At 66.2% G+C, this 13,368-nt stretch carries 13 protein-coding genes; 9 read left to right on the forward strand and 4 right to left on the reverse strand.

The window, feature by feature from the left end; all coding sequences use genetic code 11:
• Nucleotides 1–30: 30 nt before the first annotated feature.
• A complete protein-coding gene (locus WBR68_RS24820) occupies nucleotides 31–963 on the forward strand; it encodes a LysR family transcriptional regulator (RefSeq protein WP_230695533.1) in 933 nt (310 codons plus the stop codon).
• A 353-nt stretch (nucleotides 964–1,316) separates the two neighbouring features.
• Nucleotides 1,317–3,215 (forward strand): ABC transporter ATP-binding protein, encoded by a 1,899-nt coding sequence (locus tag WBR68_RS24825; RefSeq protein WP_230695534.1) that lies wholly within the window; start codon nucleotides 1,317–1,319, stop codon nucleotides 3,213–3,215.
• A 32-nt stretch (nucleotides 3,216–3,247) separates the two neighbouring features.
• Here the strand turns inward: WBR68_RS24825 and WBR68_RS24830 are convergent, their stop codons facing one another.
• Entirely contained in the window at nucleotides 3,248–3,871 is a 624-nt protein-coding gene (locus WBR68_RS24830) for a LysE family translocator (RefSeq protein WP_230695535.1), read from the reverse strand.
• Between the two features lie 142 nt (nucleotides 3,872–4,013).
• Between WBR68_RS24830 and WBR68_RS24835 the strand changes: the two genes are divergently transcribed.
• On the forward strand, nucleotides 4,014–4,496 hold the full coding sequence (locus WBR68_RS24835; RefSeq protein WP_050448032.1) for an Lrp/AsnC family transcriptional regulator: 483 nt from the start codon (nucleotides 4,014–4,016) through the stop codon (nucleotides 4,494–4,496).
• Nucleotides 4,497–4,512: 16 nt separating this feature from the next.
• Here the strand turns inward: WBR68_RS24835 and WBR68_RS24840 are convergent, their stop codons facing one another.
• Entirely contained in the window at nucleotides 4,513–5,187 is a 675-nt protein-coding gene (locus WBR68_RS24840; RefSeq protein WP_230695536.1) for a DJ-1/PfpI family protein, read from the reverse strand.
• Nucleotides 5,188–5,277: 90 nt separating this feature from the next.
• Here WBR68_RS24840 and WBR68_RS24845 point away from each other — a divergent pair, with 90 nt between their 5' ends.
• Both WBR68_RS24845 and WBR68_RS24850 read left to right on the forward strand, forming a co-directional pair.
• Nucleotides 5,278–6,165, forward strand: a complete 888-nt coding sequence (locus WBR68_RS24845) for a GlxA family transcriptional regulator (protein WP_230695549.1) — start codon at nucleotides 5,278–5,280, stop codon at nucleotides 6,163–6,165.
• Nucleotides 6,162–6,608 (forward strand): hypothetical protein, encoded by a 447-nt coding sequence (locus tag WBR68_RS24850; RefSeq protein ID WP_230695537.1) that lies wholly within the window; start codon nucleotides 6,162–6,164, stop codon nucleotides 6,606–6,608. Before WBR68_RS24845 ends, WBR68_RS24850 begins: the two co-directional genes overlap by 4 nt.
• A 31-nt stretch (nucleotides 6,609–6,639) precedes the next feature.
• On the opposite strand, the gene WBR68_RS24855 is transcribed toward WBR68_RS24850, so the two are convergent.
• Nucleotides 6,640–7,362 (reverse strand): SDR family oxidoreductase, encoded by a 723-nt coding sequence (locus WBR68_RS24855; protein WP_050447970.1) that lies wholly within the window; start codon nucleotides 7,360–7,362, stop codon nucleotides 6,640–6,642.
• Nucleotides 7,359–8,354 (reverse strand): Bug family tripartite tricarboxylate transporter substrate binding protein, encoded by a 996-nt coding sequence (locus tag WBR68_RS24860; RefSeq protein ID WP_050447971.1) that lies wholly within the window; start codon nucleotides 8,352–8,354, stop codon nucleotides 7,359–7,361. Before WBR68_RS24860 ends, WBR68_RS24855 begins: the two co-directional genes overlap by 4 nt.
• Before the next feature lie 120 nt (nucleotides 8,355–8,474).
• On the opposite strand from WBR68_RS24860, the gene WBR68_RS24865 reads away from it, so the two are divergent.
• The 4 genes from WBR68_RS24865 to WBR68_RS24880 all read left to right on the forward strand — a co-directional run bounded on the left by WBR68_RS24865 (nucleotide 8,475) and on the right by WBR68_RS24880 (nucleotide 13,307).
• The gene (locus WBR68_RS24865; RefSeq protein WP_050447972.1) at nucleotides 8,475–9,515 is read left to right on the forward strand and encodes a cyclase family protein; all 1,041 of its coding nucleotides are present in this window, start codon (nucleotides 8,475–8,477) and stop codon (nucleotides 9,513–9,515) included.
• Nucleotides 9,516–9,518: 3 nt separating this feature from the next.
• Nucleotides 9,519–11,165, forward strand: coding sequence for an AMP-binding protein (locus WBR68_RS24870; RefSeq protein ID WP_230695538.1), 1,647 nt, complete (start codon nucleotides 9,519–9,521; stop codon nucleotides 11,163–11,165).
• Nucleotides 11,166–11,168: 3 nt separating this feature from the next.
• Complete coding sequence (locus tag WBR68_RS24875) at nucleotides 11,169–11,912, forward strand: GntR family transcriptional regulator (RefSeq protein WP_050447974.1); 744 nt, start codon at nucleotides 11,169–11,171, stop codon at nucleotides 11,910–11,912.
• A gap of 132 nt (nucleotides 11,913–12,044) precedes the next feature.
• Entirely contained in the window at nucleotides 12,045–13,307 is a 1,263-nt protein-coding gene (locus WBR68_RS24880; RefSeq protein WP_083447436.1) for an ABC transporter substrate-binding protein, read from the forward strand.
• Nucleotides 13,308–13,368: the final 61 nt, after the last annotated feature.

Consider the following 13,368-nt stretch of genomic DNA (forward strand, 5'->3'; position numbering starts at 1 on the left):
TTTATGTCATGGATTCAATGCGCAAAGCTCATGGACTTTCAAAAGCTCAAACACTTGCTAGCGGTGGTGGAACACGGCACTTTTTCGCTGGCGGCGGAAAAGGTGAACCTGTCTCAACCCGCGCTTAGCCGCAGCATTCAGGCGCTGGAAACCGAGCTGGGCCTGCCGCTGCTGGATCGCGGCACGCGCCGGGTCCGCCTGACGCCTTATGGCGCTTGCGTGGCCGAGCGCGCGCGCCGCATGCGCTTTGAAGAAGCCGAGCTGCAACGCGAACTGAAGGCGTTGCACGGCGGCGATGCCGGCTCGCTCACCATCGGCCTGAGCCCCGCCCCGGCCTCGTTGCTGCTGTCGCCGTTTCTGGCCCACATGGCCGCGCACCGGCCTCAGGTGCGCGTGGGCGTTGAACTCGGCAGCACGGCGGCGCTGCTCGACATGCTGCGCGCCGAACGCATCGATGCCATGGTGTGCGATGCGCGCATGCTGTACGACGCCGCCGATATCGACACCCGTCCGCTGGCGCCGCTGCGCGCAGGCATGGTCTGCCGCAAGGGGCACCCCATCCTGGCGCACAAGCGCGTGGGCATCGAACAGGTGCGGCAATATCCGGTGGCCTCCAGCACGCTAAGCCCAGAGGTATCGCTGCGGCTTGCCGACACCTTGGGGCCGGGCGGCGCGCCCGAGCAGATGGTGACGCTGCGTTGCGAAAACCTGGATGCGCTGGCCGACCTGGCGCTACATACCGACACGCTGCTGCTGGGCGTGATCTGCGTGACGCGGCGCGAACAAGAGGCGGGGCGACTGGTGGAAGTGCCGCTGCCGCCTGATCGCCAGCGTCAGGGCCATTACGTGCTGGCGCGCCTGGCCGGGCGCACGCCCCTGGCGGCGCAAGATGCGCTGTACGAATTCACGCAGCAATGTTGGGCGGGGTTCGCCGCCTTCAAGCCCCGCGGCCCCGGCCGTTGAAAAAAACCCACAGCGGCAATACCCACACAATTCACCCCGTTGATTCGCTTACATCATCTCTATAGAATCAGCAATTCGGGCCTTTGCCCCTTTTCTTTTTCACCCACTTCACTTACCGCCAGGGAGGCCGCATGACGTTTTGCCCCATGCCCACCGCCGTCCCGCGCGTATCCCCGCGACGCCATTAAGTCGTCGCCCGCGCGGATCCATCGCTAGCCCGTTACCTAGCGACTGGTCCACCGCGCTCGCTCAACACCCGTAAACGCAGTTGCCGATGCCTCGCGCATCCGGCTTGTTATCCCTCTTTCCTCACAAGGACATCCTGGCGTGTCTTGTGCCGCCAGGCCATTGTTATGGCTAGAAAAAAAATCGACTTTCGAGGACAGGCCTTCAAGGACGTCCTGGGCTTTACCTTCAAGCATTGGGCCTTGCAGCCCTGGCGCACCCTGGTCATTGTGTTGCTGGCCTTGCTGTCGGCCGTGGCCGATATCCTGACGCCGATGTATGCCGGCCGCCTGGTTGACGCCGTGGCGTCGGGCTCGAGCGGCGACGCGCTGGCCTGGGACGCCGCCATCACGGCCTTCTGGCTGCTGGTGGCGCTGGGCGTGGGCGGCACGCTGCTGCGCCAGGCCGTGTTCCAGAACATCATCACGTTCACGTTGAAGATGATGAACGGGATCGTGTCCAACGCCTTCTATCGCGTGCAGCGCTTTTCCACCGACTGGCATGCCAACAGCTTCGCGGGTTCCACCGTGCGCAAGATCACGCGCGGCATGTGGGCCGTGGACATCCTGAACGACACGCTGCTGATCGCGCTGTTGCCGTCCGTGGTGATGCTGGTGGGCGCAACGGCCCTGCTGGGCGCGCACTGGCCCTTGATGGGGCTGGTGGTGGGCCTGGGTTCGGTGCTGTACATCGCCGTCACCGCCGCGCTGTCGCTGGGTTATGTGGCGCCGGCCGCGCGCCTGGGCAACGCCTGGGACACGCGCATGGGCGGCGCGCTGGCCGACGCCGTCAGTTGCAACGCGGTGGTCAAGGCCTTTGGTGCGGAAGCGCGTGAAGAAGCGCGCCTGGATCGCGTGGTGAACAAGTGGCGCCACCGCACGCGCCGCACCTGGGTGCGCGGCACGCTGAACGGCGGCATCCAGGGCGCGATGCTGGTGGCGATGCAGGCCGCCATCCTGGGCGCGTCCTTGCTGCTGTGGTCGCGCAACCAGGCCACCGTAGGCGACATCACTTTCACCTTGACGATGTTCTTCGTGTTGCAGGGCTATCTGCGCGACGTGGGCATGCATATCCGCAACCTGCAACGCTCAGTCAACGACATGGAAGAACTGGTGGCGATGGGGCGCCAGCCGCTGGGCGTGGCCGACCGTCCGGGCGCGCGCGCCATTGACATTCGCGAAGGAGAAATCCGCTTTGAAGACGTGACCTTCCGCTATGGCGCGCACAACACGGCGCTGTATCGGAACTTCTCGGCGCGCATCGCGCCCGGGGAACGCGTCGGCCTGGTGGGCCATTCGGGCTCGGGCAAGACCACGTTCATCAAGCTGATCCAGCGCCTGTACGACGTGAACGACGGCCGCATCACCATCGACGGGCAAGACATCGCCCAGGTGAAGCAGGCGTCGTTGCGCAGCCAGATCGCAATCGTGCAGCAGGACCCGGTGCTGTTTCACCGCACGCTGGCGGAGAACATCGCCTATGCCCGGCCCGGCGCGTCCCAGGCCGAGATCGAGCAGGCGGCCCGGCAGGCCAGCGCGCATGACTTCATCATGACGCTGCCCAAGGGCTACGACACGCTGGTGGGCGAACGCGGCATCAAGCTGTCGGGCGGCGAACGCCAGCGCGTGGCGATTGCGCGCGCGTTCCTGGCGGACTCGCCCATTCTGATCCTGGACGAAGCCACCTCGAGCCTGGACAGCGAAAGCGAAGTGCTGATCCAGCAGGCCATGGACCGCCTGATGGTGGGCCGCACCACGCTGGTGGTGGCGCACCGCCTGTCGACCGTGCGCGCCCTGGACCGCCTGCTGGTGATGGACCGTGGCCGCATCATCGAAGAAGGCAGCCATGATCAGTTGATCCGCTTGCAGGGCGGCCTGTATCGGCGCCTGTTCGAACGCCAGGCCCTGGAACTGACCAAGGGCCTGACGGCCGCCGAAATGCTGCAAGACGGCGCCACGCCCCCGCCCGTCAAGGACCAGACGGACAACAACGATGTGGACGCCGCTGAGTTCGCTTTCGGCAAATAAGGTTCAGCGGGCAGCGCCCGGCAACCCAGGCATTACGCCGGGCGCTGCGCGAAGGTCAGGCGCAAGCCGAAGCCGATCAGCGCGGTGCCAAAGATCACGCTTTGCACCTTCTGGGCACGGGGGCTGGCAGACATCCAGCGCCCCACCGCCCCGCCCGCCAGCGCGCAGATCACGTCAAACGTCAGCCCCAAGCTGACAAGAATGACGCCCAGCACCGCAAACTGTTGTCCGATCGATCCGTGCGCGGGCGACACGAATTGCGGCAGCAGCACCGAGCAAAACAGCAAAGCCTTCGGGTTGAGCACGTTGGTCAGCACGCCGCTGAGCAACGCCGCACCCAGCCCCTGGCCGCGCACCGCTTGCTGGCCCATGGCGTCAAGCACGACCGGCGTCGCGCGCAACAGCTTTACGCCCAGCCACACGAGATAGCAGCCGCCCACCGTGCGGGCGGCGTCGAACGCCCAGGGATGGGTCTTGAACAACGCCGCCAGGCCCAGCGCGGCCAAGGTCACATGCGCGGCGCGCGCGATGGCCAGCCCCACCGCGACCGCCAGCGCTTGCCCGCGTCCGCGCAGCACACCCGTTTCCAACAACAGGATCATGTCCGGGCCTGGCACCACATACACAACCAACAAGGCCCCAAGAAACAAAGCCATATCGGCCATATCCGCGCTCCCATGCATTGCTTTCAAGGCGCTCATTCTAGGTAAATCGGGCTGGCATGTGCTTGCAATTCATGCCAATGAAATTATGATGATTAGCACGTTTCGCCACGCCAATAGAGCTTTTCATAATTTCATGCCAAAACACGAACTGGACGCGTATGACCGCCGTATTCTTGAAGCCTTGCAGCAGAACGGCCGCCTGAGCAATGTAGAGCTGGCCGAGCAGATTGGCTTGTCGCCGTCGCCGTGCCTGCGGCGGGTGCGCATGCTGGAAGACGCGGGCGTGATCCAGGGATACGAAGCGCGGTTGGCGCCGGACGAAGTGGGTCTGGGCCTGACCGTGTTCGTCGGCGTGAAGGTCGAACGGCACCACGAGCGCGACGCCGAGCAATTCCGCAAAGAGGTCAGCGCCCTGCCCGAAGTCATTGCGGCGCATCTGGTGTCGGGCGAGTCCGACTTCCTGCTGCAAGTGGTGGTGCCGGACCTGCGCGGCTACGAGCGCTTTTTGCTGGGCACGCTATTGAAGCTGACCGGCGTGAAAGACATCCGCAGCAACTTCGCCATTCAAACGGTGAAGCCGCAAAGCCCGTTGCCGCTGGACCATCTGAACAAGTAGTCCACGCCCTTGCTTGCTAAGGCATGTTGGCGGCCGCCTGGTCCACCCGCGCGGCGCGCCGTGCAAAGCGCGCCGCTGACATGGCCAGGTAACGCTCAACCACGGCGGGCTCGGACGTGGCGGGCGTGCCGCCCGGAAACGGCGGCTTGGGGTCGTACTCGATCTGCAACTGGATCAGCTTGGCCACGTCTTCGCCGCACAGCGCCGCCACCACTTTCAGGCCCATGTCGATGCCCGACGTCACGCCCCCGGCCGTGTAGGTATTGCCGTCCACGCACAGGCGTTCCTCGCTGGGAATCGCGCCAAAGCGCGCCAGCAGTTCGCGCGCGCGCCAGTGACTGGACGCGCGCTTGCCGCGCAAGAGGCCCGCCGCGCCCAGCAGCAGCGACCCCGTGCAGATGCCGAAGAGGTATTGCGCCGCCAGGCCCTGCGTGCGCGTGAACGCCACCCAGTCCGCGTCGATGATGGCGTCATCCGTGCCCGGCCCGCCCGGCACCACCAGCAGGTCGCACTGCCTTGCCGACGCAAGGGTTTGCGTGGGCACGAATTGCAAGCCGCGATCACACCGTACCGGATCGCGCGTTTTTGCGACAAAATCCACGCTAAAGCCCGGCGCGTTCGCCAAGACCTCGTAGGGTCCGGTCATATCCAGCTGGGTCAGTCCTTCGAACAAGAGAAAATTCACATGCATGACGATGCTCCCTCAGAAATGCCAGCGTCCAGCATAGGCGGACGCGCCCGCGCCAGTGCGCCAGAATGCGGCCAAACCGCGCCACGGCGCGTGGTGTTCATGCTGTACGACGGCTTCCAGCCGCTGGATCTGGCCGGCCCCTGGCAGGCATTCAGCTCCGCCAACGAAGAGGCGGAAAAGCCGCTTTACCAGTTGAGCACGATCGCCGCCACGCCGGTCGTCAGCACCTGGGAACAGGGCCTGCGCATGCAGGTGGACCGCACCTTCACACAAGACGACGACGCACCCATCGACATGCTGCTGGTACCGGGCGGCCCGGGCGCGGACCGCGCCAGCGCCCATCCCGAAACGATGGCCTGGTTGCGCCGCCGCAACGCTGGCGCGCCGCGCACGTGCAGCGTGTGTACCGGCGCCTTCGTGCTGGCCGCGGCCGGCCTGCTGGATGGCCGCGCCGTCACCACGCATTGGCGGTCCGCCGACCGGCTGCGGCAGATGTACCCCGCCCTGCGCGTGCAAGACGACCGCATCTTCATCGAAAGCGGCAAGTACTGGACGTCGGCGGGCGTCACGGCCGGCATCGACCTGGCCTTGGCGCTGATCGAACGCGACGTGGGCGCCGCGCTGTCGCAACAGGTGGCGCGCCGGCTGGTCGTCTTCATGCGGCGCGATGGCGACCAGCGCCAGTACAGCCAGACGCTGCGCTTGCAAGACCGCGTGGCGGCACCGTTCCGGGATCTGGTCGAAAAGATTGAAGCAAAGCTGTCGGCCCGCTGGTCGGTGGATGACATGGCCGATGCCTGTCATATGTCGCGCCGCACCTTCCAACGTAAGTTCGCGGCGCACTTCGGCGTGGCGCCCACCGAAGTGCTGCGAAGGCTGCGGCAGGAACGCGCCAGCGCGTTGCAAGCCGCCGGTAAGATGTCGAAAAAAATGGTCCTACAACATGTGGGCCCGATGCACAACAGGCCCGCTCCATGACGACACCGGCTGTCCACCGCAAGACCGCGCGCTGCGCCCTTGCCGCCTTTGCCTTGCTGGCCCTGCCGCTGCTGGCGGGCTGCGACAAGCCTGACGACCCGCCCAAGCTGACCTTGGAACAACGCTTGTTCAAGGACCTGGCGCCCCACCGGGAATTCAAGGGCGAGTTGAACGGCCAACAGGTGCACTTGATCGTCCACGATTGCGAGGTCTACCTGAACGAGGCCGATCCCGATTCCACGTCAGCCGGCGCCCGCCGCTGGACGAAGGTGCTGGAACCCGAGTTCTATCCGTCATTCATGTCCTGCCAACGCCAGTCCTTAAGCCGCGAAGGCAACACGGTGGAAGCCATCATCGGCGAAATGGCGATGGGCGCGGGCGGATGCTGCGCCACCGGCGGCCGCTTCCGGTCCTCGGACGGACGCGAATGGAAGCCACAATAAGCGGCCTCCCCCCCGCGTCGGTGCCTAGGCGCTACCCCGCCAACCCCACCGACATGCCCCCGCACACATACAGCAGTTGCCCGGTGATGAAGCCCGCCTGCCTGTCCAGGAACATGGCCACGCTGTGCGCCACCTCTTCCGGCTGCCCCACCCGGCGCACCGGAATGGACGCTTCCAGCGCCAGGGTTTTGGGCTGGCCCGGCGGGTTGGACTGATTGAACAGTTCGGTGGCGATCGGGCCCGGCGCCACGGTATTCACCGTAATGCCGTCGGCTGCCAGTTCCAGCGCCCAGGTGCGCGTCATGCCCGCCAGGCCGGCCTTGGACGCGCCGTAGACCGTGCGCCCGCCCTTGCCCAGCGCGGCGCGGCTGCCAATATTGACGACGCGTCCGTACTGCGCCTCGCGCATGGCCGGCAACAGCGCCTGCAACAACAACACGGGCGCGGTCAGGTTCAAGGCCAGCGTGCGCTGCAACTCGGCCTCGGTCACGTCCTCGATGTTGGCCACCTGAATCATGCCGGCGTTGTTCACCAGATGCAGCACGCGCCGCTCGGCCGCCAGTTCGCGCGCGGCCTCGCGGGTGGCCGCCGCATCGCCCAGGTCAACCGAGCGAAACGTCTCGCCCGGCAGCAGGGCATCGGGCGGCCGGCGGCTGAAATTCACCACCTGGTAGCCGTCCTGGATCAGGCGGGCCACGATGGCGCGGCCGATGCCCCGGCTGCCGCCGGTGACAAGTGCGATGGGCGTGTTCATTTTGCGGTGATCCCCTGTTCTTTGATGAGCCCGCCCCACTTCTTGCGCTCGTTGCGTTCGAAGGCGGCCAGGTCATCGCCAAACAGCGTGCCGGGCTTGGCGCCCATGGTGGCGAAATTCTTGGCCAGGGCGGCGTCTTGCAGCCCGCTGCGGGCCGCGTCGATCAATTGCTTGACCACGGGCGCCGGTGTGCCGCGCGGCGCGTACAACGCAAACCAGGCTGTGACGTCAAACCCCGGCAAGCCGGATTCGGCAACGGTAGGCAAGTCAGGCACGGAGGGGTCGCGCTGCGCTGAGGTGACGGCCACGCCCCGCACCAGGCCGCCATCCTTGATCTGCGCCAGCGAGCCGGGCAGATTGTCGAACAACAGGTCCACCTGTCCGCCCGCCACGGCGGGCAAGGACGCGGACGTGCCCTTGAACGGCACGTGCAGCATCGTCACCCCCGCCATCGACTCAAAGTACGCGCCCGTCAGGTGCACCGACGACCCGATGCCCGGCGATGCGTAGGTCAGCTTCTTGTCGGGCGACTGCTTGGCCGCCTTGATGATGTCGGCCACCGTCTTGTAGGGCGACTTGGCGCTGACGGCGATGACGTTCGGCGTGGTGGACACCAGCGCGATCGGCACCAGGTCTTTTTCGGGGTCGAACGCCATGTTGCTGTACAGGAACTGGTTGATGGTCTGCGTGCCGATCGTGCCCAGGCCCAGCGTGTAGCCGTCGGCCTTGGCGCGGGCCACGTAAGCCATGCCGATATTGCCGCCCGCGCCGGGCTTGTTTTCAACCAGCACCGTCTGCTTCAGGCCGGGTTGCAGCGCGTTGGCGATGGCGCGGCCGAACATGTCGGCGCCGCCGCCCGGCGGGTACGGCACCACCACCGTGACAGGGTGGTCGGGATAGCCCGCGGCATGCGCCACGGGCAACGCCAGCAGGGCCAGGGCGGCCAGCGCCAGCCTGCGCCGCACGGCGCGCGGGGGTACGGATGAGGTCATGAACTTGTCTCCTGTTGAATCCGCTGCATGCGGATTTCTTCTTGAAATGGATCACTGCTCAAAGTACGTAAATACGTACTATAGTTATAAAAACACAGAAATCGGATAGGAGACAAGCAAATGAAACGCTGGACGCAACGCCCCGAAGGATCCACCTGGGGCGACTTCGGGCCCGACGACGAGCTGGGCCGGCTGAACCTGCTGACCGAAGAGAAAGTGTTGCAGGCCGTGCGCGAAGTGCGCGCGGGCAAGGTGTTCTGCCTGTCGCTGCCGCTGGACCTGCCGGGCGGCAACGTGCTCAACCCCCGCCGCCACGCGCCAACCCTCAAGCCCACCTTCCGCGAGGGCACGCCGTACCTGAACTTTGCGATGTCGCAAGTGCAGCCCGAGGCCGTGGATGTGCTGTCCGACGACCAGGTGACGCTGTCGATGCAGTATTCCACGCAGTGGGACGGCCTGTGCCACGTGGGCGCGCTGTTCGACATCCAGGGCGACGGCGAGGCCCGCCGCGTGTATTACAACGGTTACGCCGCCGGGGTGGACGTGTTTGGCGGCGCCGACCCCGACACCGCGCCAGAGGCCTGCTGCCCGCCCGGCGGCTCATATGCGCGCAAGCTCAGCGTCAGCCGCTATGCCGAAAAGGGCATGCAGGGGCGCGGCGTGCTGGTGGACCTGGCGCGTGCCTTCGGCCCGGGCCGCACGCTGGTGGGACACGAACAATTGCAAGCCGCCATGCGCGAGCAGAACGTGGTGGTGGAAAGCGGCGACATGCTGGTGTTGCGCACCGGCTTTGCCGAGCGCGTGGTTGAAATGAACGGGCAGCCGGACCCGCACGCGCTGGAGCAGACCGGCGCGGTGCTGGACGGCGCGGATAGTGCGCTGCTGGACTGGATATCCGCCAGCGGCGTGGCCGCCATCTGCGCCGACAACTACGCGGTGGAATCCTACCCGGCGCGCACCTCCGGCCCCGGCCATTCCATCCTGCCGCTGCACCACCATTGCCTCTTCAAACTGGGCGTGCCGCTGGCAGAGCTGTGGTATTTGAAGGACCTGGCCGACTGGCTGCACGCCAACGGACGCAACCGCTTCCTGTTGACCGCCCCGCCCTTGCGCATGCCCGGCGCGGTGGGGTCGCCCGTGACGCCCATCGCCACGGTGTAAACCATGACGCAGCCGTACTCGACCTTCGCCGAGCACCTGGACGCGCTGGCCGCCCGCCGCCCCGATGCGACCCTGTTGATCGATCAAGACCAGCGGATCAGCGCCGCGCAGTTGCGCGGCCAGAGCCGCGCCCTGGCCGCGGGACTGGCGCGCATCGGCGTGCGCCCCGGCCACCGCGTGGCGGTCTGGTTGCCCAACTGCGCCGCCTGGGTGGAATCTTTCCTGGCCTGCGCGCATCTGGGCGCGCTGGTGTTGGCTGTCAACACGCGCTTTCGCGCCCTGGAAGTGGCCGACATCCTGGGGCGTGGCCAAGCCGACTGGCTGGTGTTCTGGCCGGGCTTCAAGGGCATCGACTTCGCGGGCATCCTGGCGGGTGTTCCGCCGTCGGAGCTGACGCGCCTGCAAGGCGTGATCGCCGTTTCCACGCCGGATCCGAATGACGCCACCTTGAATGAGGCCGCCACGCCGCCCGCCGTATTCATCCCCGGCAAACCGACCCATCGCTACGCCGACCTGATGGCAGGCCAAGAGCCGCCGCCCGCCGCGCAAGGCAATGCCGGCGTGCTGTGTTTCACCACGTCGGGCACCACGTCCAAGCCCAAGTTCGTGCTGCACGATCAACAAACGCTGCTGCGCCACGGCGCCACGGTGGCACAGGCTTTCGGCTATGACGACAACAGCTGCGTGCTGGCCAGCGCGCCGTTCTGCGGGGCGTTCGGCTTTGCGACGCTGGCGGGCGGCCTGGCGCAAGGCGTGCCCGTGGTCTGCGCGCCGGTGTTCAACGCCGCCGAATCGGCCGACGCGGTGGCGCGTTACCGGGTCACCCACACCTATGCCAACAACGAAGCGCTAGTGGGCATGATGCAGGCAGCGCCCCGCAACGCCTTCGCCTCCGCCCGGCTGTTCGGCTTTGCCAGCTTCACGCCGGCACTGGACAACATGCTGGACCTGGCGCGCGAAGCCGGCGTGCCGCTGACCGGCCTGTACGGCTCCAGCGAATTGATCGCGCTGGTGGCGGGCCAGCCCCGCGACCCGGCCGAGGGCGACGTGTCCGCCCGCCACCAACCCGGCGGCACGCTGATCTACCCCCAGGCGCGTGTCCGCGCCCGCGACCCGGAATCCGGCCAGGTGCTGCGGCACGGCCAATCCGGCGAAATTGAAATCCTGTCACCCAGCCTGATGCAAGGCTATCTGGACAACCCCGAGGCCACGCGCAACGCCGTCACCGAGGACGGTTATTTCAAGACGGGCGACCTGGGCTACACGCTGACCGAGCGGCAGTTCGTGTTCCAGACCCGCATGGGAGATTCCCTGCGCCTGTCGGGCTTTCTGGTGAACCCCGTGGAAATCGAACAGGTGGTTGAAACCCTGCCCGGCGTGCGCGCCTGCCAGGTGGTGGGCGCCACGCGCCACGGCAAGATCGTGCCCTACGCCTTCGTGCTGTTGAATGAGGGCGCCCAAGCCGACCCCACCGGCTGGACCGCCGCCTGCAAGGTCGCCATGGCCGGCTTCAAGGCGCCGGTGGGCTTTACCGTGCTGGAGGCCTTTCCGTCGGTGGAAAGCGCCAATTCGGTCAAGATCCAGAAACACCGGCTGCGCGACATGGCTGAGGCTATGCTCTCGGATCCTTCCTTGCCACCCACGCCCTGACCCATGCCCGCCCGCAAGCTTTTCTCGCGCAGCCCTCAGCCGCTTTACCTGCAAGCGGCGGCGCTGTTCCGCAGCCATATCCAGAACCGCACGTGGCGGCCGGGGCAACAGATCCCGCCGCTTGAGTCGCTGATGGAAACCTATGGCATTTCGCGGGCCACCATACGCCAGGCGTTCGGCCTGTTGGAACAGGACGGCCTGATCCGGCGCTCGCGCGGGTCAGGCACGTTCGTGAATGCGGAACTGCCGGAAACCCCCACGCTGCTGATCCCCAAGACCTGGGCCGAAACCGTGGAACTGAGCAATCAACTGGGCACGGTGTCCTTGGTGGAATCCAGCGCCGATTCCCCGTTGCCCGACACGCTGGGCATGCCTTGCGAGGCGGATCGCGGCGGGCTGTTCCAATACCTGCGGCGCGTGCACACCACCGACGCCGGCCCCTTCTGCTACAGCGAAGTGTTTCTGGAAAGCGGGCTGTTCCGCAAGCATCGCACCCGCATCCAGAAAAGCACCGTGGCGCCCGTGCTGGACCAGTTCTACGGCACCCGCATCAGCGAAGCGCGCCAGGTGCTGAACGTAATCGAAGCCGGCCAGGAATCGGCCGAGTCCTTGCAGATTCCCGTGTCGTCGCCCGTGGCCGAGCTGCGCCGCTATGCCTGCATCGACGGCCGCGTGGTGTATTTCGCGCGGCTGGAGTTTCCGTTTCGCAAAGTGCGGATGGAATTCGACCTGCTGGCGCAACGCTGATTCCGCCTTTCTTATCCAACCAAGGAGCCCATCCCACCACCACGCCCACTTTCGCCGCCCGCCCCAAGACACCAGAGCGCCATTGAAGCGCCAGCAGGTTCCAGACCGATCCGGCACAAGAGGAGACAAACCATGGCTTACGCCAACACGCCCCGGATTTCCATGCAATGCCGCAGCACGATCACCCGTCTATTCGCCGCGTCCGCCCTGTTGGCGGCAGCGGCCACCCCCGCCTGGGCGCAGCAGCCCGCCGCCATCTCTGACGACGTCGTCCGGCTGGGCCTGATCCTGGACATGAGCGGCGTCTACGCCGACGTGACCGGCAAGGGCAGCGCCACCGCGGCCGAGATGGCCATCGCCGATTTCGGCGGCACGGTGCTGGGCAAGAAGATCGACATGATGGTGGTAGACCACCAGAACAAGGCCGACATCGCCGCCGCGAAAGCACGCGAGTGGTACGACACGCAGAAGGTGGACGCCATCATGGACGTGGCGGGTTCCGCGCCCGCGCTGGCCGTGCTGGAAGTGGCCCGTGAAAAAAAGAAGATCGTGGTGTTCAGCGGCCCCGGCACCGAGCGCATCACCAACGATCTGTGCTCGCCCTATTCCGTGCACTACACCTACGACACCTGGTCGCTGGCCAACACCACGGCGCGCGCCAACGTCGAAAAAGGCGGTAAGACCTGGTACTTCCTGACGGCCGACTACGCGTTCGGCCACACGCTGCAAGCGTCCGCCACCGACGTGGTCAAGGCCAACGGCGGCACGGTGCTGGGCGCCTCTCGCCACCCCTTGGGGTCCAGCGACTTCGCGTCCTACTTGCTGCAGGCCCAGGCCAGCAAGGCGCAGGTGGTGGGCCTGGCCAACGCGGGCGGTGACACGGTCAACGCCATCAAGGCGGCCCGCGAATTCGGCCTGACGCAGGGCGGCCAGAAGATGGCCGGCTTGCTCTTGTACATCAATGACATCCACGCCATCGGCCTGGAAGCCGCGGCCGGGCTGACCCTGACCGAAGCGTTCTATTGGGACATGAACGACCAGACACGCGCCTGGTCGCAGCGCTACTACGACAAGCTGAAGAAAATGCCCAACATGAGCCAGGCGGGCACCTATTCGTCAGTGATGCACTACCTGAAGGCGGTGCAGGCGGCCGGCACCGATGCGCCCGACGCCGTGATGAAGCAGATGAAGTCCATGCCCATCAACGACTTCTTCGCCACCAACGGCCGCATCCGCGAAGACGGCCGCATGGTGCACGACATGTACCTGTTCGAGGTCAAGCAGCCTTCGGAGTCCAAGCGGCCGTGGGACTACTACAAGCTGGTCGCCACCCTGCCGGGCGACCAGGCCTTCATGCCCTTGTCCAAATCCACCTGCCCGCTGGTGAAGAAGTAAGCGCCTTGGGGGTGGCCTCGCCGGATACGTTAGGATGAGCGCCACCCCCAGGAGATTGCCG

This window comes from Achromobacter sp. JD-1 (genome assembly GCF_038594925.1).
Classification (GTDB): Bacteria; Pseudomonadota; Gammaproteobacteria; order Burkholderiales; family Burkholderiaceae_B; genus Achromobacter; species Achromobacter spanius_C.

What these genes read in the sequence shown, in the direction of transcription:
- WBR68_RS24855 (WP_050447970.1), bottom strand. Translation starts at nt 7,362, where the DNA reads ATGAACACGCCCATCGCACTTGTCACCGGCGGCAGCCGGGGCATCGGC.
- WBR68_RS24875 (WP_050447974.1), top strand. Translation starts at nt 11,169, where the DNA reads ATGCCCGCCCGCAAGCTTTTCTCGCGCAGCCCTCAGCCGCTTTACCTG.
- WBR68_RS24835 (WP_050448032.1), top strand. Translation starts at nt 4,014, where the DNA reads ATGCCAAAACACGAACTGGACGCGTATGACCGCCGTATTCTTGAAGCC.
- WBR68_RS24840 (WP_230695536.1), bottom strand. Translation starts at nt 5,187, where the DNA reads ATGCATGTGAATTTTCTCTTGTTCGAAGGACTGACCCAGCTGGATATG.
- WBR68_RS24830 (WP_230695535.1), bottom strand. Translation starts at nt 3,871, where the DNA reads ATGGCTTTGTTTCTTGGGGCCTTGTTGGTTGTGTATGTGGTGCCAGGC.
- WBR68_RS24865 (WP_050447972.1), top strand. Translation starts at nt 8,475, where the DNA reads ATGAAACGCTGGACGCAACGCCCCGAAGGATCCACCTGGGGCGACTTC.
- WBR68_RS24820 (WP_230695533.1), top strand. Translation starts at nt 31, where the DNA reads ATGGACTTTCAAAAGCTCAAACACTTGCTAGCGGTGGTGGAACACGGC.
- WBR68_RS24860 (WP_050447971.1), bottom strand. Translation starts at nt 8,354, where the DNA reads ATGACCTCATCCGTACCCCCGCGCGCCGTGCGGCGCAGGCTGGCGCTG.
- WBR68_RS24825 (WP_230695534.1), top strand. Translation starts at nt 1,317, where the DNA reads ATGGCTAGAAAAAAAATCGACTTTCGAGGACAGGCCTTCAAGGACGTC.
- WBR68_RS24880 (WP_083447436.1), top strand. Translation starts at nt 12,045, where the DNA reads ATGGCTTACGCCAACACGCCCCGGATTTCCATGCAATGCCGCAGCACG.
- WBR68_RS24850 (WP_230695537.1), top strand. Translation starts at nt 6,162, where the DNA reads ATGACGACACCGGCTGTCCACCGCAAGACCGCGCGCTGCGCCCTTGCC.
- WBR68_RS24870 (WP_230695538.1), top strand. Translation starts at nt 9,519, where the DNA reads ATGACGCAGCCGTACTCGACCTTCGCCGAGCACCTGGACGCGCTGGCC.